Origin of the sequence: Brevibacterium sediminis (assembly GCF_013623905.1) — a bacterium.
Lineage (GTDB): Bacteria > Actinomycetota > Actinomycetes > Actinomycetales > Brevibacteriaceae > Brevibacterium > Brevibacterium sediminis.
This window is the reverse complement of sequence record NZ_JABKDD010000002.1, coordinates 149,121-167,113: the sequence shown is the minus strand read 5'-3', so window position 1 is coordinate 167,113 and position 17,993 is coordinate 149,121. Positions and strand designations below refer to the sequence as shown.

The 17,993-nt window shown below is 65.9% G+C and carries 15 protein-coding genes; 5 read left to right on the top strand and 10 right to left on the bottom strand.

What is annotated here, in order from left to right; all coding sequences use genetic code 11:
• Positions 1 to 51: 51 nt before the first annotated feature.
• The 3 genes from HK108_RS05220 to HK108_RS05210 form a co-directional block, all read right to left on the bottom strand.
• Positions 52 to 1,464 carry an amino acid permease gene (locus HK108_RS05220; protein ID WP_229663981.1) on the bottom strand — a complete coding sequence of 471 codons (1,413 nt, stop codon included), beginning with the start codon at positions 1,462 to 1,464 and terminating at the stop codon, positions 52 to 54.
• Positions 1,465 to 1,635: 171 nt separating this feature from the next.
• The gene (locus tag HK108_RS05215; protein ID WP_172171513.1) at positions 1,636 to 2,307 is read right to left on the bottom strand and encodes an MBL fold metallo-hydrolase; all 672 of its coding nucleotides are present in this window, start codon (positions 2,305 to 2,307) and stop codon (positions 1,636 to 1,638) included.
• A complete protein-coding gene (locus HK108_RS05210) occupies positions 2,307 to 3,398 on the bottom strand; it encodes an S-(hydroxymethyl)mycothiol dehydrogenase (protein WP_139909079.1) in 1,092 nt (363 codons plus the stop codon). The genes HK108_RS05215 and HK108_RS05210 overlap by 1 nt, the downstream gene beginning before the upstream one ends.
• A gap of 446 nt (positions 3,399 to 3,844) precedes the next feature.
• On the opposite strand from HK108_RS05210, the gene HK108_RS05205 reads away from it, so the two are divergent.
• Positions 3,845 to 5,338: an amino acid permease gene (locus HK108_RS05205; protein WP_181270759.1), complete on the top strand. Its 1,494-nt coding sequence runs from the start codon at positions 3,845 to 3,847 to the stop codon at positions 5,336 to 5,338.
• A 179-nt stretch (positions 5,339 to 5,517) separates the two neighbouring features.
• Here the strand turns inward: HK108_RS05205 and HK108_RS05200 are convergent, their stop codons facing one another.
• Both HK108_RS05200 and HK108_RS05195 read right to left on the bottom strand, forming a co-directional pair.
• Complete coding sequence (locus HK108_RS05200) at positions 5,518 to 5,622, bottom strand: methionine/alanine import family NSS transporter small subunit (protein ID WP_139468130.1); 105 nt, start codon at positions 5,620 to 5,622, stop codon at positions 5,518 to 5,520.
• 1 nt (position 5,623) lies between these two features.
• The gene (locus tag HK108_RS05195) at positions 5,624 to 7,186 is read right to left on the bottom strand and encodes a sodium-dependent transporter (protein ID WP_181270758.1); all 1,563 of its coding nucleotides are present in this window, start codon (positions 7,184 to 7,186) and stop codon (positions 5,624 to 5,626) included.
• Positions 7,187 to 7,433: 247 nt separating this feature from the next.
• Between HK108_RS05195 and cysS the strand changes: the two genes are divergently transcribed.
• Positions 7,434 to 8,885: a cysteine--tRNA ligase gene (cysS, locus tag HK108_RS05190; RefSeq protein WP_181270757.1), complete on the top strand. Its 1,452-nt coding sequence runs from the start codon at positions 7,434 to 7,436 to the stop codon at positions 8,883 to 8,885.
• A 60-nt stretch (positions 8,886 to 8,945) separates the two neighbouring features.
• A complete protein-coding gene (gene rlmB / locus HK108_RS05185) occupies positions 8,946 to 9,884 on the top strand; it encodes a 23S rRNA (guanosine(2251)-2'-O)-methyltransferase RlmB (protein WP_181270756.1) in 939 nt (312 codons plus the stop codon).
• 68 nt (positions 9,885 to 9,952) lie between these two features.
• Here the strand turns inward: rlmB and HK108_RS05180 are convergent, their stop codons facing one another.
• From HK108_RS05180 to HK108_RS05165, 4 genes are all read right to left on the bottom strand, one after another.
• Positions 9,953 to 11,452, bottom strand: coding sequence for an amino acid permease (locus HK108_RS05180; RefSeq protein WP_181270755.1), 1,500 nt, complete (start codon positions 11,450 to 11,452; stop codon positions 9,953 to 9,955).
• Positions 11,453 to 11,537: 85 nt separating this feature from the next.
• A complete protein-coding gene (locus tag HK108_RS05175; protein ID WP_229663982.1) occupies positions 11,538 to 12,425 on the bottom strand; it encodes an SDR family NAD(P)-dependent oxidoreductase in 888 nt (295 codons plus the stop codon).
• Between the two features lie 147 nt (positions 12,426 to 12,572).
• Entirely contained in the window at positions 12,573 to 13,901 is a 1,329-nt protein-coding gene (locus HK108_RS05170) for a DUF4032 domain-containing protein (protein ID WP_229663983.1), read from the bottom strand.
• Positions 13,902 to 13,904: 3 nt separating this feature from the next.
• Positions 13,905 to 14,612, bottom strand: coding sequence for an ABC transporter ATP-binding protein (locus HK108_RS05165; protein WP_229663984.1), 708 nt, complete (start codon positions 14,610 to 14,612; stop codon positions 13,905 to 13,907).
• Between the two features lie 191 nt (positions 14,613 to 14,803).
• On the opposite strand from HK108_RS05165, the gene HK108_RS05160 reads away from it, so the two are divergent.
• Both HK108_RS05160 and HK108_RS05155 read left to right on the top strand, forming a co-directional pair.
• Positions 14,804 to 15,787 (top strand): LacI family DNA-binding transcriptional regulator, encoded by a 984-nt coding sequence (locus tag HK108_RS05160; protein ID WP_139468135.1) that lies wholly within the window; start codon positions 14,804 to 14,806, stop codon positions 15,785 to 15,787.
• Positions 15,784 to 16,869 carry a substrate-binding domain-containing protein gene (locus HK108_RS05155; protein ID WP_181270754.1) on the top strand — a complete coding sequence of 362 codons (1,086 nt, stop codon included), beginning with the start codon at positions 15,784 to 15,786 and terminating at the stop codon, positions 16,867 to 16,869. Before HK108_RS05160 ends, HK108_RS05155 begins: the two co-directional genes overlap by 4 nt.
• A 143-nt stretch (positions 16,870 to 17,012) precedes the next feature.
• On the opposite strand, the gene HK108_RS05150 is transcribed toward HK108_RS05155, so the two are convergent.
• Positions 17,013 to 17,990, bottom strand: coding sequence for a trehalose-phosphatase (locus HK108_RS05150; protein ID WP_181270753.1), 978 nt, complete (start codon positions 17,988 to 17,990; stop codon positions 17,013 to 17,015).
• Positions 17,991 to 17,993 lie beyond the last annotated feature (3 nt).

Genomic DNA, 17,993 nt, shown 5'->3' with positions numbered 1-17,993 from the left:
CGGTCCGGGCACGGAGGCCGACAGCCGCCTCGGTGGCGGTGAACGGCGGGCTCAGACCTTCGCGTTCGGGTGACGCTTCGTGACGATGAGGCCGATGAGGTAGAGCGCGACGACGAAGATGAGTGTGCCGACGATCTGGAAGCGCACGGATTCGACAGTCAGGCCGAGTCCGATGATCACAGCGATTCCGGCCAGGGTGACATACGACAGCCATGGGTAGCCCCACATGCGCAGCGGCAGGGACTGGCCAGCCGCCTCGGCGCGACGACGCAGAACGATCTGCGATACGAGGGTGGCGACCCAGGTGACGATGAGCGTGGAGCCGACGATGTTGAGCAGGACCCCGAGGACCTCGGCTGCCCAGAAATAGTTGAGCGCGACGGCGACGAAGCCGAACGCCGAGGTGGCCAGCACCGCTGCCACTGGCACCCCGCGGCGATTGGTGCGGCCGAGCCCGCGCGGCAGCATGGACCGCTGCGACATCGAGAACGACATCCGGGACGCTCCGTAGATGTTCGCGTTCATCGACGACAGCAGCGCGATGACGATGACCGCGGCCAGCAGCGAGGCAATGAACGGCAGCCCAGCAGTCTCGAGAACGGCCACGAAGGGGGACTCCGCCAGGCGGTCGTCCGTCCACGGCAGGACGAGGACGATGATCGCCACCGACCCGATGTAGAGGAACAGGATGCGCCACACGATCGTCTTGATCGCCTGGGAGACGCTGCGTTCGGGGTTCGCGGTCTCGGCCGCGGCGACCGCAACGATCTCGATGCCGCCGAAGGCGAACGCGACGACGAGCAGTCCGGCGGCGATGCCGGAGATGCCGGTGGGCATGAACCCGTCGGCGAAGATCTGCGCGGGCGGTTCGGCCGGGGTCCATCCGAACAGGTATGCGGCACCGAGGACGACGAAGAGGACGACGAAGGCGACTTTGATGAGTGAGAACCAGAACTCGAACTCACCGAAGCTGCCCGAAGTGGTGAGGTTGATGGCCGTGAAGACGAGCATGATCGCCAAGGCGATGACCCACTGGGGGACTGCCGGAATATAGGAAGCGGCGATCTGCGCGGCGGCGGTGGCCTCGGCGGCGACGACGAGGCACAGCTGGACCCACCACAGAGCACCGACGGCGAAGGCCGCGGCCGGGCCCATGGCCTTGCCCGCATAGTGCGAGAACGCACCCGGATTCGGGTCGGCGGCGACGAGTTCGCCCAGCGCCCGCATGACGAAGATGACGATGAGACCCGCGACGACGTATGAGATGAGCACGGCGGGACCAGCCGCCTGCACTCCGGCACCGGAGCCGACGAAGAGACCGGCGCCGATCGCCGAGCCGAGGCTCATCATCACCAGGTGGCGGGGCTTCATCCCCACCTTGAGGCCGTTGGACGAGGTATCAGAAGAACCGGAGGCCGAGGCGGACGCTGACTCGGCGGGCTGCGAAGACTGTGATTCAGGCACCCGACGAGTCTATCCGGCAGGGGCGGAATGCGTAGACGCGGGTCGCGAACCCGTGTGGGTCGCGACCCGCATCTGCGAGTTGCGCTGGTCGGTCACAGCCTGACCGCAGGCAGGCAGGCTATGCGATCTGCGTCTTAGTCGGCGAGCGGTCTGAGCCCGGCCTGCGGCGGCTCAGTGTCCGCGTTTGATCCAGTCCTCGAGGGCCGGGCTCTCCGCGCCGATCGACGTGGAATCGCCGTGCCCGGTGAGCACGACGGTCGCCTCGGGCAGCGGGAAGAGCACGTCGCGGATCGATTCGATGATGGTCTCGAAGCTCGAATGCGACCGTCCCGTGGCTCCGGGGCCGCCGTTGAACAGGGTGTCTCCGGAGAACAGCACCGGACCGACGGCCCGTCCCGCACCGGCCGATGCCGGAGCCGGCAGACCAGTCTCGACGAAGAAGCACGTCGAACCGGGGGAGTGGCCGGGAGTGTGCAGGGCCTTGAGCTTGATTCCGCCGACGGTCCAGGTGTCGCCGTGGGCGATCTGTCCGTCGGGACGGTAGTTCTCAAAGGTCATATCCCACAGCACATAGTCATCGGGATTGAGGTACACGGTGGGGTTGCCCACCCGTTGTGCGAAGTCGCGGACGACGCGCACATGATCGTCGTGACCGTGCGTGAGCAGGATGGCCTTGACGTCTCTGGATCCGACCGCCTCGGCGATCGCATCGACATCATGGGCCGGGTCGATGACGATGACCTCGGAATCGTCGCCGATGATCCACACGTTGTTGTCGACGTCGTGCGTCTCTCCATCCAGGGAGAACGTGCCAGACGTGACGAGATGCTCAATAGCTGTCATTACAGTTCCACCACCGATCGTAGGACCTGGCCCTTGGCCATCTTCTCAAAAGCGGATTCGACATCGCCGATGCCGATGCGTTCGGACACGAACTTCTCGAGCGGGAAACGTCCCTGCTGGTAGAGGTCGACGAGCATCGGGAAGTCGCGGTCGGGCAGGCAATCACCGTACCAGGATGACTTGAGCTTGCCGCCGCGGCCGAACACATCGAGCAGCGGAACCGTGAGCTCCATTTCCGGAGTCGGCACACCGACGAGGACGACGGTGCCTGCGAGGTCGCGGCCGTAGAAGGCCTGCCGCCAGGTGGCGGGAAGTCCGACGGCGTCGATGACGACATCGGCGCCGAAGCCTCCGGTGCGCTCCTGGATCGCCGCGACGACCTCGTCCTCGCTCATGCCCTTCGTCGACACCGTGTGCGTGGCGCCGAAGTCGCTGGCCCAGGACAGCTTCTTCTCATCGATGTCGAGGGCGATGATCGTGTTCGCCCCGGCCAGAGCCGAACCGGCGATCGCCGCGCAGCCGACACCGCCGGCACCGATCACGGCCACGGTCTTGCCGCGGGTGACCTCGCCGGTGTTGATGGCAGCCCCGATCCCGGCCATCATTCCGCAGCCGAGCAGACCCACGACGGCCGGGTCCGCTTCGGGGACCTTTGTGCACTGACCCGCGGCGACGAGTGTCTTCTCGGCGAAGGATCCGATGCCCAGAGCGGCTTCGAGCTCGGTGCCGTCGGGCAGGGTCATCTTCTGTGAAGCGTTGTGGGTGTCGAAGCAGTACCAGGGTTCGCCGCGCTTGCAGGCGCGGCAGTCGCCGCAGATGGCGCGCCAGTTTAGGATGACGAAATCCCCGACCGCGACCTCGGTGACTCCTTCGCCGACCTCGGAGACGATTCCGGCGGACTCGTGGCCGAGCAGGAACGGGTAGTCATCGCTGATCCCGCCCTCGCGGTAGTGGAAGTCTGTGTGGCAGACGCCGCACGACTTCACATCGACGACGACCTCGCCTGGTCCCGGGTCCGGGATGACGATGTCGGTGAGTTCGACCGGGGCTCCCTTGCTGCGGGAGATGACGCCCTTGACGGTCTGTGGCATTGCGTCTCCTAAATGTCTTCGGTGACGGGTGTCCGCGGATGGGAACACCCGAAGTGGACTGAGCGTACCCCGGAATGGGGTGCTCACAGTCCCCACCCTAACCAAGCACGCTGGGCTCGACCAGGTCGGTCCGGAAATCAGTGCACCTACGTGCGTTGACATGGTTCAGAGAGGGCGAAACAGTCCGTCGGGCAGCCTCGATCGGTCGTCGGTCTCGTGCACTCTGAGGGGCATGCGGAGCGGAAGACGGCGCTGTTGCGTCCGGCGGTTCTTCCCTGACGGAAACGGGGATCGCAGGCGGTGGGCGGAGCCGCGATCTGAGGCGACGGCCAGAGTGGTGAATACGTCTCACATTGTGGTTTATCATTGACCGGTAAACTCAATCTCAGTGATCCGCGTCACCTTCGGCGGTGCGGTTCTCACTGCCATACTGCAAAGGAGGAGTCATGGCAGGCGAATGGAAACGCACGAAGTCCATCGAGCAGAGCATCCGTGACACTCAAGACCCCGAACATCAGCTGAAGAAGAACCTCGGCGCACTCGACCTCGTCATCTTCGGCGTGGGCGTCTGCATCGGCGCCGGCATCTTCGTCCTCACCGGGCACGCCGCCGCGACGAACGCCGGGCCGGGCATCGCGCTGTCCTTCCTCATCGCCGGCGTCGCCTGTGGCCTTGCGGCGCTGTGCTACGCCGAATTCGCGTCGACGGTGCCGGTTGCCGGCAGCGCCTACACGTTCACCTTCGCGACCATGGGCGAACTGTTGGCTTGGATCATCGGTTGGGATCTCATCCTCGAATTCACCGTCGGGTCGGCAGCGCTCGCGACCTCATTCAGTCAGTACCTCGCGGTAGTCCTCGAGAGCACGCCGTTCGCCATCCCCGATGCCATCGCCACAGCCGAGGGCGGCTGGATCAACCTGCCCGCGGGGCTGCTTGTACTGGGTCTGACGATCGTTCTGGTCACCGGCATCAAGCTGTCGAGCCGGATCAACATCATCGTCACCTTCCTCAAGGTCCTCGTCGTCCTCACCGTCATCATCGTCGGGCTCTTCTTCGTCAAGGTCTCGAACTGGGTGCCGTTCATCCCGCCGGCGGAAGAGCCTGCCGACACCGGCGGATCGATGATGCACCTGCCTGTCGTTCAAGGGCTCTTCGGACTCGACCCGAGCGTCTTCGGCATCGGAGGCATCTTCGCAGCAGCAGCCATGGTGTTCTTCGCGTTCATCGGCTTCGACGTCGTTGCCACCACAGCAGAGGAGACGAAGAATCCGCAGCGAAACCTGCCTATCGGCATCTTCGGCTCCCTGGCTATCGTCACCGGACTCTACATCGCCGTCTCCCTGGTGATCACCGGTATGCAGAACTACAAGGACATCGACCCCGAAGACGGTGCCCCGCTGGCGACCGCGTTCGTCAATGCAGGTCTTCCCCTGATGGGCAACCTCATTGCGATCGGAGCCTGCATCGGCCTCATCGTCGTGTGCATGATCCTCTTCATGGGGCAGACGCGCGTCGGCTTCTCCATGGCTCGCGATGGCCTGCTGCCGCAGTGGCTAGCGAAGACCAACCCGAAGTTCGGCACTCCGTACCGGTTCACGATCATCACCGGCGTGATCATCGCGGTCATCGCCGCGTTCGTGCCCCTGTCGACGCTCGCCGAGCTCGTCAACATCGGCACGCTCTCGGCCTTCGTGCTTGTTTCGATCGGTGTCATCGTGCTGCGTCGGACCCGTCCCGAGCTCGAGCGCCCGTTCAAGGTTCCGTTCGTCCCGGTGCTGCCGATCGTCTCCGCGATCGTCTGCTTCTATCTCATGCTCAACCTCAACATGGACACGTGGATCCGCTTCCTCGTGTGGCTGGCCATCGGCCTCGTCGTGTATTTCGCCTATTCGCGGAAGCACAGTCGACTCAACCGGCCCGCCGAGGTGGCCGAAGCGTAACCGCGGCACCGTCGCCGGGATGACCGCAAGGTCACGCCGGCCTCGCCGAGGCGGCCGTGACCACGGCCCGGCCGCCTCGGCGAGGGAAATACACATGAGCACGAGGAAGGCGGTCCGATCCCTGTCATCGGGGATCGGACCGCCCTCGTCGTCTCATGCCGTCGGAGTGGGCGCGGTGCTCACTCCTCGTCGGGGTGCTTGCGCAGATGCATGATCGCGGCGCCGAGTCCGCCCCATACGGTGACCATGGCGATGACCATCATGATGATTGCTGAGGTACCCATTTCAGGCTCCCTTGGTTTCGTTGCGGAGATTCTCTTCGGCTGCGGAATCGGCGATCGCCGCCTCCGCCTCGTCGATCGTCTGCTTCGGCCACTTGATGAGCGTGAGGACGATCGCTGCCACGACGAGCAGGCCGATCATGCCCCAGCCCATAACCCCGGTGATCAGGGTCGGGTAGTCCTCGTATCCCTCGGTGGCGTAGGTGATGATCTGATGGATGAGCATATAGGCGAGCACCAGCGTGGTCACTCCGCCGAGGATGATCATCCAGAACCAGCCGACCTTGAAGCTCGAGATCGCGTTGAGGTGATCGCGCAGGACCGGCAGCTTCCGCAGCGCCCATCCGATCACAATGAGGCCGACGACGGCGCCGCCGACGATGCCGATGTTGTTGGCCCAGGCATCGATCGTGTCGAGCACGTAGAGTCCGGTGACGGTGGGCAGGAGCAGGATCGAGATGATTGCCATCACACCGCCGACCAGGATGATCGATGCCTTGTTCCCCAACCTGAACTTCTCACGCAGTGCCTGGATCGGCACTTGGACGATCGAGACGAGCGAGGTCAGGCCGGCGAAGACGAGGCAGGCGAAGAACGCGAAGCCGAACAGTCCGCCGCCGGGCATCTCGGAGATGAGTGTGGGGAAGGCCATGAACGCCAGGCCGATGCCGGAGTCCGCGACCTCGGAGACCTGAGTGCCCTGTGCTGCTGCCATGAATCCGAGAGCGGCGAAGACACCGACGCCGGCGAGGATCTCGAACGCGGAGTTCGAGAAGCCGACGACGAGGCCGGAGCCGGTGAGGTTCGTCTTCTTCTTCAAGTACGAGGCGTAGGTGATCATGATGCCGAAGCCGATGGACAGAGAGAAGAAGATCTGCCCGTAGGCAGCAATCCACACATTCGGATCAGTCAGAGCTGCGAAGTCGGGCGTGAAGAGGGCGTTGAGGCCCTCGGCCGCACCGGGCAGGAACAGTGCCCTGACGACGAGTGCGAGGAACAGGATCACCAGCAGCGGAATGAAGATCTTCGAGAATCCGGCGATGCCGTTCTGCACACCCAGAAGCAGAATGCCCAGGGTGATGATCCAGACGATGATGATCGGGACGAGCACCGCGGGCACGAACTCCATCGAGATTCCCGGGTCGGAGAGGTTGAGGAAGTCGGACTGGAAGAAGGTGGCCGCATCGTCTCCCCAGGCCTGGTTGAGGGAGAAGAACATGTAGCAGCCGGCCCAGCCGATGATGGCTGCGTAGTAGATGCCGATGACGAAGGCGACTCCGGTCTGGAACCAGCCGATGGGTTCGGCGACCTTCGATGCCATGCGGAACGAGAGCGGGGCCGAGCCGCGTGAACGGTGCCCCATGGCGTAGTCGAAGAACAGCAGCGGGATGCCGGCTGTCAGGAGTGCGACGAGGTAGGGGATGATGAAGGCGCCGCCGCCGTTGTCGTAGGTGACATAGGGGAAGCGCCAGATGTTGCCGAGGCCGACGGCCGAACCGATGGCAGCGAAGATGAACGCGCCGCGGGTGGCGAAGACCTCCCTCTGGGGTGATGTCTTGAGAGACATGGTGTCCTTTCTGTGGCGGTCCCGGGGATTCGTGACCGAGTCAGCCCACGCAGTCTCGTCCGTGAGACGGTCGGGCTCGTTCGAAGTCCGCTATGCGAGAAGGTCTCTCGCCTCGGTCTTCATTTCTTGCGTCCACTTTACTGGGAACTTGCTGAGTGATGTGCCACGCATCACGTGAGCCGCGTAACAGTCGTGTATCGAATATCGGGAAACGGGGAAATCAGCCAGGCCCGGTAGACTTGTGGGCGTGACTATCTCGCTCTATAACACCGCCAGCCGCACGACCGAAGAACTGCGCCCCGTCAACGACGGTCAGGTCGGTATCTACGTCTGTGGCGCCACGGTGCAGGGCGAGCCGCACATCGGCCACCTGCGGTCTGCTTCGGTGTTCGACACGCTGCGCCGCTGGCTGCTCTACAGCGGCTACCGGGTGACCGTGATCCGCAACGTCACCGACATCGACGACAAGATCCTGTCGAAGTCCGTCGAAGAGGGGCGGGAATGGTTCGCTCACGCGTACAAGTACGAACGCGCCTTCACCGCAGCCTACGACGCGCTCGACGTTCTGCCGCCGAGCAGCGAACCGCGCGCAACCGGGCACATCACGGAGATGATCGAACTCATCTCCCGCCTCATCGAAGCCGGTCATGCCTACCCCGCGCTCGACGGCAGCGCCGATGTCTACTTCGACGCCGCCTCGTGGAGCGACTACGGGGCACTGACGAACCAGAGACTCGACGACATGGAACTGTCGGAGGGCGCTGAGCTGCGCGGGAAGAAGGACGCCCGGGACTTCGCCCTGTGGAAGGCCCACAAGGACTCCGAACCGATCACCGCCTCGTGGCCCTCACCGTGGGGTCGGGGCCGACCGGGTTGGCACATCGAGTGCTCGGCCATGTCGACGAAGTACCTGGGGTCGAACTTCGACATCCACGGCGGCGGACTCGACCTGCGTTTCCCGCATCATGAGAACGAGCTGGCGCAGTCCCGTGCCGCCGGGGACCAGTTCGCGAACATCTGGATGCATTCCGGCCTGCTCAACGTGGGCGGGGACAAGATGTCGAAGTCTCTGGGCAATTCGGTCTTCGCCTCCGACCTGTTCGACACGTTCAGCCCGCTGGCCGTGCGCTACTTCCTCACCGGTGCCAGCTACCGGTCGATCCTCGACTTCTCGAACGAGGCGATGGAACGCTCAGCGGCCTCGCTCGAACGGCTGCAGAACTTCCTCCAGCGCGCCCGCCAGACGCTCGGCGCGGACGCGCCGGCGCTGCCGGACGTCAGCGACGCCTACGGTTCACGCAGCGTCGACGTGCCCGCCGAATTCGCCGCCGCCCTCGACGACGACCTCGGTGTGCCTCGTGCCCTGTCCGTGGTCTTCGCCTCTGTGAGCGAAGGGGCGAAGCTCCTCGACTCCGGCGGTAACCGGGAAGGCCTGACGCGGATCGTCGCCGAGGTGGAACTCATGCTCGACATCCTCGGTGTCAATCCCAGCGCTGAGGTCTGGGCCGGTTCGGCGGCCGATGCCAAGGCGGAGTCGGCGCTCGACTCCCTCGTGGCCGCCATGGCCGAGCGACGGGCCGAGGCGAAGGCGGAGAAGGACTTCGCCACCGCGGATGCCCTGCGGGACGAACTGGCCGCGGCCGGCGTCGTCATCGAGGACACGTCCGACGGCTACCGCTACCACCTCGGCGAGGGCTGAGGGCGACGAATTTCGGTCACGGGCATTAGCTCGCGGCCCCAACGTATTTGAAGGAATCAGATGGCTTCCAATCCCCGCTCCGGCGGTTCGAAGAAGGGTCCGACCAAGGGGTCGGGCGGTAAGAACAAGCGCGGCCTGCGCGGCAAGGGACCGACGCCGAAAGCCGAGGACCGCGTCTACCATAAGGCGCACAAGGCCGCGCAGCAGCGCAAGAGCTCGAACGCCTCGGCGCAGGCGAAGCGGAAGAAGAAGGAACTCGGACCGAATATGGTCGCCGGGCGCAATTCGGTCCTCGAAGCTCTGCGCGAGGGCGTTCCGGCCACCGCGATGTACGTCTCCGGGCGCATCGACTCCGACGAACGGGTCCGCGAGTCCATCACTCTCGCGACTCAGCGCGGCATCTCGATGCTCGAGGCGAGCAAGCCCGACCTCGACCGGCTCACCGATGACGCGATCCACCAGGGCATCGCCCTGCAGGTCCCGCCTTACGACTACGCCGATCCCTCCGATCTGCTCGAGTTCGCGGCTGAACGCGCCGAAACGCCGCTGCTCGTGGCCCTCGACGGGATCACGGATCCGCGCAACCTCGGTGCCATCGTCCGGTCGACGGCGGCCTTCGGCGGTCACGGAGTGATCATCCCCGAACGTCGCGCCGCCTCGATGACGGCCGCGGCCTGGAAGACCTCGGCCGGCGCCGCATCGCGCATCCGCGTGGCACAGGTGGTCAACCTGGCCAGGGCGATCGACGAGCTGAAGAAGCAGAATGTCTTCGTCGTCGGCCTCGACATGGACGGTGACGTCGAGCTGCCCGAGCTGACCTTCACCCGCGACCCGCTGTGCATCGTCGTCGGTTCCGAAGGCAAGGGGCTGTCGCGGCTCATCGCGGAGAAGTGCGATCAGATCGTGTCGATCCCGATCGCCGCGACCACCGAGTCGCTCAATGCGGGCATCGCCGCTGCCGTGTCCCTCTACGAGGTGGCAAGGGCCCGCCGCCCCTGACCCCTCTTACTACCTGACGGCGGCCCAGCAACCTCGCGCGAGGTTGCTGGGCCGCCGTCAGGTAGTAATTAGAGGGAGGAGCGGTAGGTCTGCTCGTCCAATGCCCCGACTCTTGAGTGGCGGCGGCTGTAGGTGAAGTAGACGATCACGCCGACGACCATCCACGCTCCGAAGACGATCCATGTCCGCCCGCCGAGGTTGACCATGAGGAACGCACACGCCACGGCTCCCAGCGCGGGCACGATCGGCCCGAACGGAACCTTGAATGAGCGCTCGAGGTCGGGGCGTTTGAACCGCAGGTAGATGACGGCGATGTTGACCAGGCAGAATGCGAACAGGGTGCCGATGCTCGTGGCGTCGGCGAGTTCGCCGAGCGGGATGAACGCCGCCGTGATGGCCACAAGGCCGCCGACGATGAGAGTGCCGACCAGGGGAGTGCCGGTGCGCTGGGAGACGCGGCCGAAGATCTTCGGCACCATTCCGTCCCTGGCCATCGTCAGCAGGATCCGCGACTGACCGTAGAGCACGGTGATGACGACGGAGAAGATCGCGAGCACCGCGGCCACCGCGAAGAGCAGCACCGCGATATTCGACCCGGTGATCTCCTCGACGATCTGGACCAGCGGGGCGTGAGCGCCGTCGAACCACTGCCACTGCCGTGCACCGATCGCTGCGACGGCGACAAGGACATACATCGAGGTGACGATGAGCATCGAGAAGATGATCGCCCGCGGCAGATCCCGGCGCGGATTCTTCGCTTCCTCGCCGGCCGTGGACGCGGCATCGAAGCCGATATAGGAGAAGAACACGCTGGATGCGGCCGCAGTGACTCCGGCGGCACCCATCGGCAGCATCGGCGCGAAGTTGCCGGCCTTGAACGCGGTGAACGCGACGATGGCGAAGAAGACGAGGATGCCGATCTTGACGAACACGAGAATCGTGTTGACGACACCGGATTCGCGGGCGCCGCGCATGAGCAGCACAGTCGCCAGGGCCACGACGATGAGGGCCGAGACATTGATGATTCCGTCCGGATTATCCGCCAGGCCCGGCCCTGTGGTCAGGGACGCGGGCAGCTCGAGGCCGAAGACGCGCAGGGTCTCGTTGACGTAGTCGGCGGCGCCGACGGCGACCGCCGCGACCGAGACCGCGTATTCGAGAACGAGACACCAGCCGCAGACCCACGCGACGCCCTCACCCAGGGTGGCGTAGGAATACGAGTAGCTCGACCCGGACACCGGCACCATTCCGGCCATTTCGGCATAGCTGACCGCCGACAGCAGCGCGGTGATTCCGGCGAGAACGAAGGCGAGCCACACAGCGGGTCCGGCCACAGGCACGGCCTCGCCGAGGATGACGAGGATTCCCGTGCCCAAGGTGGCGCCGACGCTGATCATCGTCAGCTGGAAGACGCCGAAGGTCCGCCGCAGTCCACCCTGCTGCGCGGACTGCGCATCGGTGTGGGCCTCGGCGGTCATGGCGCTGATCGACTTACGTCGCCCCAGCTGCCGCAGCACTCCTGTGGGAGTGTGCGCCGGCGGGGCGGGCGGAGTGTGCGAAACGGTCATCTGAATATTCTTGCATAATCATGAATATTGTCTCGCCGGACCCCCGCGTGGTCACTGGTCACTCTGCCCGGCAACGTCGCGGAACTCACACGTCGGGGGTGAACCGTCCGTCCTGGGCCATCCAGCCGCCGTCAACGAGCTGCGAGTGCCCGGTGACATAGCTCGAGGCGTCCGAAGCGAGGAACAGGACGGGCCCGGCGATCTCGTGCAGGCGACCCCAGCGGCCCAGGGCGGTCTTGTCCGCATACGCGTCCCACCATTTCCCGTCGGCCTTGATCTGCTGCGTCAGGGGCGTGTCGAACGGGCCGGGCAGGATCGCATTGACGCGCACGCCCTTGCCTCCGAGCTCGCTGGCCATCGTCTTCGTCAGCTGGACGACACCGGCTTTCGCTGCCGCATAGATTCCCTGGCCGGGTTCGATGGCCAGCGCCCGGAATGAGGCGTAGGTGACGATCGATCCGCGACCCCGCTCACCCATCTCACGGCCGAATCCGCGCATCAGCCGGTACGTGCCCTTGAGGTTGATGTCGATGACCCGGTCGAACTCGTCATCGGTGGTGTCGACGAGGCGTTTGCGCACGTTCGCCCCCGGTGTGATGACGAGGATCTCGGCATCGGCCCAGGCGTCCACGAGGGCATCGACGGAGGCCGTGTCCGTGATATCGACGGCTGCAGCCGTGGCCGTTCCGTCCGCTCCCGGCGCAGCCGATCCGTCCGATGCCGTACCCTGCGCCGTGGAGTGGGCGGCTGACCCGCTGCCGCGAGCGGCGATGAGGGCGGCGGTCTCCTCGGCGCCGGCGAGGTTGAGGTCGGCGACGACGACGTGCGCCCCCGCATCGGCGAGCCCGATCGCGCTGGCCTGTCCCAGTCCGGAGCCGGCCCCGACGACGACGGCCGTGCGCCCGCTGAGGTCGAACAGGGACGGGATCGACGGGTTGTTCTCGTTCGTGGGCATCGGCTCGTTCGTCGACATCGGGAATCCTTCCGGGCGGGGTTCGGTTCCGGAGCGACACCGATGTCGCTCCGTGGACTTCAAAGGTATGCCCGCCGAGGCGGTCCCGCCGTTCCCGTTTCACCTTGTGGAACATCGGCTGAGGTCAGGACCGCCTCGGGGAGGGTGTCAGAATTTCTTGCTGTCGACGTAGCGGATCTCGTCGGGGAGGTTCGCCAGGTAGTCGACGATGAAGTAGGCGATGGCCTCCATCGTGGGGATGTCGCGCTGGCGGGCGCGCGCCATGGTGCGGCGGTGTTCGGCGAACTCGTAGAAGATCTGCCCGGGCTCGAGCTTGCGGGTGAGGTTCTCCGGGATCGCCTGGATGAGGGGTTTGTACACCTCGTCGAGCCAGCGGCGGGCGGCTTGGGATTCGTCGAGTTCGTCGAATTCGGCGATCTCGGGAGCCGAACGGAACGAATCGAGGTCGTTGAGCATCGCTCGGGCCTGGTTCTCGTTCGCGCCGATCCCGGTCAGGCGCAGCAGACGCCGTGAGTGGTGGTTGGGTTCGACGACCTTCGGGGACACGAGGAGGCTGATGCCGTCGAGATCCGTCGTCACTGTCAGTTCCCCGAGGTCGAAGCCCAGGTCGTTGAGGCGGCGGATGCGTTCGTCGATGCGCCAGCGTTCGTTGACGCTGAATTCCTCGACCCGGGTCAGCTCCGCCCACAGCGCGTTGTACGACTCGCAGAGCCGTTCACCGGCCGCCAGCGGATCGGTCTCGGGAGCGACGAGTCCCGCGGCCTGCAGGTCGAGGAAGTCCCCGGCGATGTTCATCCGCGCGATCCGCAGGTCCATGTTCCGCTGTCCGTCGGAGAGCTGGTCGTGCAGCTCGCCGGTCTCGGCGTCGACGACATAGGCGGCATAGGCATCGGCGTCGCGGCGGAAGAGCGTGTTCGACAGGGACACGTCTCCCCAGTAGAAGCCGACGAGGTGGAGGCGGACGAGCAGAACAGCCAGAGCGTCGACGAGGCGGCCGCCGGTGTCCTCGGCCAGGTCCCGGGAGAACAGCGCGCGGTAGGGCAGCGAGAACTCGAGATAGGCGGTGATGAGAGCGCCCTTGAGTGCCTGGCCCGATGCGGTCCTGCGCTTTCCGACGACGGCGCGGGCTTCGACGAGGGGGACGTCGAGGTTGCCGAGCGCGCCGAGGATGTCGAACTCACGCGTGGCCTGCGCATCGTCGGTCTCCTTGATCGCGAGGACTTCGTCTCCGATCTCGACATAGCGCACGATGTGGCGGGAGATTCCGCGGGGCAGACCGCCGAGGAGCTTCTCCGGCCACTCGGCCAGGGGGAGGTGCCAGGGGAGCTCGGCCAGGGCCGCATGATCGGCGTTCCGGACAGTGTGGATCTCCGGTGCGGGAACGGCGGTGCCGACCGATGCGGCTGCGTCGATCGGCGTCGTCGCCGACGGCGAAGCCTGTTCTGACGGGTCCGGCGGGGGCAGGGTTCCCGGCACGGCTCAGGAGTCCGTGTCGGAGACCGAGGCCACGAGCGCCTCGGCGAGGTCGGGTGTCTCCACGCCGATGAGCCGTCCGCGATCGAGGAAGGCGATCCGGTCGCCGAGGACCTTCGCATCCTCGAGATCGGAAGTGGCGTAGATCGTCGTCAGCCCGAACTCCTGCTGCAGCTGCTTGATGAGAGCAAGGGTCTCAGCCTGCTGCTCGGGGACGAGATTGACCACGGGCTCGTCCATGATGAGCACCTTGGGTCGGCGTACCACGGCACGCGCCAGGGCCACGGTCTGGCGCTGCAGCTGGGTGAGGTCGCCGGGAACCGAATCGAGGATGTCGCTCAGCCCGATCTTGTCCATCACGGATTCGACGCGTTCGGTGATCTCGTCGGCGGGCAGGCCGTCGACGCGCAGCGCAAAGCCGAGATTGTCGCGCACGCTCATATGCGGGTAGAGCGCGTAGCTCTCCAGGGCCAGGGTGACATCGCGGTCGTTGACGGCCGCGTGGGTGATATCCGCGCCGTCGATGAGGATCGTGCCGGACTTCGGGGTCTCAAGTCCGTGCAGCATTCGCAGGATCGTCGACTTGCCCGACCCGCTGGGTCCGTAGAGGACGAGGAACTCTCCGTCATCGACGAAGAGATTGAACGGGTGGACGGATTCGGACGTCGTGTTCTCGTAGACATGACTGAGGCCATTCAACGACACCGTTGACATAAGTCCTCCTAAAACTTCTGAATAACTCCGTGAGCAGCTGGTCGTCGGTGACCCGGCAGGGATGCTCAGTCACTCTCATCCTAAGGGGTGGATGATTGGGGTGCTCTGTGAATTCGACAAAGCGTAGAGTGATTCTCAGCACGATGGCTGTGCGCCGACGCATACCGCGGCGCGAAAGTAGACTGACTCGTATGAAGGTCACGTTGGACGAGGTCGCCGCCAGGGCCGGAGTCTCTCTGGCCACGGTCTCCCGGGTGCTCGGTCGCCGCGGTGCAGTCGCCGAGTCGACCCGGGCGAAGGTGCTGGAGGCGATGAGCGAGCTCGGCTATTCGCGCTCGACCCTGCTCCATGATGCGCCGAGGCGGCTCGTGGCCGTCAGCGCTCCCGGCAATCCCGAACATTGGCAGGTCCAGGTCTGCACCCGCGTGGCCAAGGCCCTGCAGGATCATGATCTCCTCGTCACCCGCCCGCTCGTCGAAACCGACCCGGAACCGCTGCAGACCGCAATCGAGGCGGGCGCAGTGGCCCTGGTGACCACGACGATGACGAGTCTGAATACGGAGATCCCCTGCATCCGCGTCGCCGAACAGTCCGCCACCGAGGAGGTCTCCGAAGCCGGTACGGAGGTCATCGCCGCGCGCCTCGACCTCGGCGGTGGGATGACCACGGCCTTCGAGCATCTGCGGGCGATCGGACACCGGCGCATCGGGCTGATCTGCAACGATAGCGGTGAACTGGCCGTCCAGCTCATCCGCCGCTTCCTCGCCGAACATCCGGCCAGAAATCTCGGGCTCAACCTCGAGGACTGGATCTCACGGGTGCCGAAGTCGTTCTCCGGCGGATCGCGTGCGGTGCTCGAACTCAAGGATGCGACCTGCACAGCGGTGATCGTCCAGTCCGCGCTGCAGCTGCACGGAGCCCTCCACGGTCTGCGGAACCGGCATCTGCAGGTGCCGCGGGACATGTCGGTCGTCGGATTCGGCGATTCCCCGACGATGAAGTTCACGGGCCCGCCGGCCACGGTGCTCGGCCTCGACGTCGAGGGGCTGTCGAATGCCCTCATCGATGCGACGCTGCAGACCCTGCGGATCTCGACGACGGGTCTGCCTTCGGTGCCTCCGGTGTTCCGTCCTCGACTCGTCGCCCGAACCTCGACGACGGCGGCCCGCCAATGAGCGAACACCTGCCCGAGCACCGGCACGTCCGTCTCGCCGAGATCGCCGGCACCGCCGGAGTCTCGAAAGCCACCGCCTCACGAGCTCTGCGCGATCCCGAATCGGTGTCGGCCGCCTCGTCGGCGAAGGTGCGGCAGGCGTTGGCGATCCTCGGCGCTGCCGGCCAGACCCCGTACGCCGAATCCGGGACAGGGGAAGGATCCGGTGCTGGGGCCGGATCGGGTGCCGGCTCGTCGCTCATCGCGCTCATCAAACCCGCAGTGTCAGCAGGCAACGTGGATCCGTATTCGCGGCTTGCGGAGATCCTGACGAACCGGATGTTCGGACTCGGCATCGCCGTCGTCCACATCGAGGCCATCGCCGAACGCAATGAGGCCCTCCTCGAGACGATCCTCGGCAGCGAACACGGCGGTCCCACGATCTCCGGAGCCATCGTGGTCGGCGGCGGTGCCGCCGGTGTGCTTGCGGGGATGCTCGCCGAACGCGGGCTGCCGCTCATCCGCATTTCGAATGCCCGCCACGACGACGGGATCTCGCGCATCTACCTCGACGCGACCGGCGGAATCGAGACCGCCGTGGCCCACCTGGTCCACCTCGGCCACAAACGCATCGGGCTCGCCGTGCTGCGCGATTCGGCTGCCCCGGCCCGCATCGCCGGCTTCCGCAGATCGATGGCAGGGATCCTCCACATTCCCGCCACCCGTGATCAGGCCCCCGTCGTCGAGGCTGCCGGCGGAGCCATGGCCGGAGTCGCAGCCGCCGAGGAGCTGCTCGACCTGCGCTGCACCGCCGTCATCGCCTGCGCCCCGTCCCTGTCCTTCGGCATGCTCGAGGCCGCCCAACGGCTGCGACTCGACGTTCCCAGGGACCTTTCCCTGCTCACGGTCGGCGACGTCCCCGACGCCGATGTCGTCCAACCGCCCCTGTCGCAGGTCGTCTACGACTGGGCGACCGTGGCGCAGTCGGCGATCGACGAGATCCGCGCGATGATCGCCGCCGGTGACGCGCGCGTACATGTCGACTACACGGTCGACCCGGATCTCGTCCTCCGGGCCAGCGCCGTGCCCCCGCAGCGCCGCTGATCTCGGGTTTCGATCGCAATCATCCTCGCCGAGGCGGTCCTGCCGTGATGTGGATCCGAACGGTGAGTCGGATCGACCGGAGTGCGCCGAGGTGGTCCGATGCCGGTCGCGAACCGAATCATCCTCGGCGAGGCGGCTCGACCTCAGTCGTGGACGGTGCGGAGGAATTCCGTGCGTTCGGCAACGAGGCGGCCGAGCAGTTCGGCCACGGCTGCAGGATCGGCGATCCGCCATGAAGCGTGAGTCGGGGCGGACCCGACTTTGACGGTGAGACCAGCGTTCAGAGCGCGGGAGTCCGTGAGTTCGTCGAGGGCCGCGAAGGCGTCCTCATCGGTGACATCGTCGCCGAGGTAGCCCATTGCCGCCGGTTCGCCGGCACGGGCGAGCAGCCGGATGCCGTCGCCTTTCGTCGCCTTTTTGACGGCGAGTTCGGTGATGTCGTGGCCTTCGATGACACGGATGTCCGGGAACTCCTCGACCACGTCGAGGGCGTGTTCATGGAGGGCCGCGGCGGCCTCGGGGGCGAGTCCGCGAGTGTGGACCGTCCGCGAATAGGGTTTGCGCTCGATGAGGAAATCCGAGGGGCCGTCGGCATGGCCCGAGTCGCTCGCGCCAATCGTTGCGGCCGAACCCGTCGTCGCGGCCGCACCTGTGGTCGCCGCGGCCGAACCGGGGCGTTCATCAGCGCCCGGAAGAGTGTGTTCGAACGCGTCGAGGTGAGCGTCTATGGCGGCGAGCATCTCCGCCTCGGCCGGAGTGAGCTCGGGGGACCGGCCCACTGCGGTGTCGGGATTGCGATCAGCGTCGGTGCCGAGCTCGGCCTCTGCGCCGTGCGAACCGATCAGCCACGCCGAGTCCGGCGCCTCGGACAGGCGTCGCAGGGTGGCGATATCGCGTCCGGACACCAGCGCCACCCGAGTGCGCGGCAGACCGGCAAGCGCCGCGATGGCCGAGGCCGATTCGGGGACCATCCGGGACGTCGAGGGATCGTCCTGAAGAGGTGCGAGCACCCCATCGAAATCCAGGGCCAGCAGCAGCGAATCGGCGGTGGCGAGATCGCGCAGGGCCACCTCGGCGGGGGCGGAGGGGGCAGGACCGAGCACGGTCGGCTTCGATGTCACTGT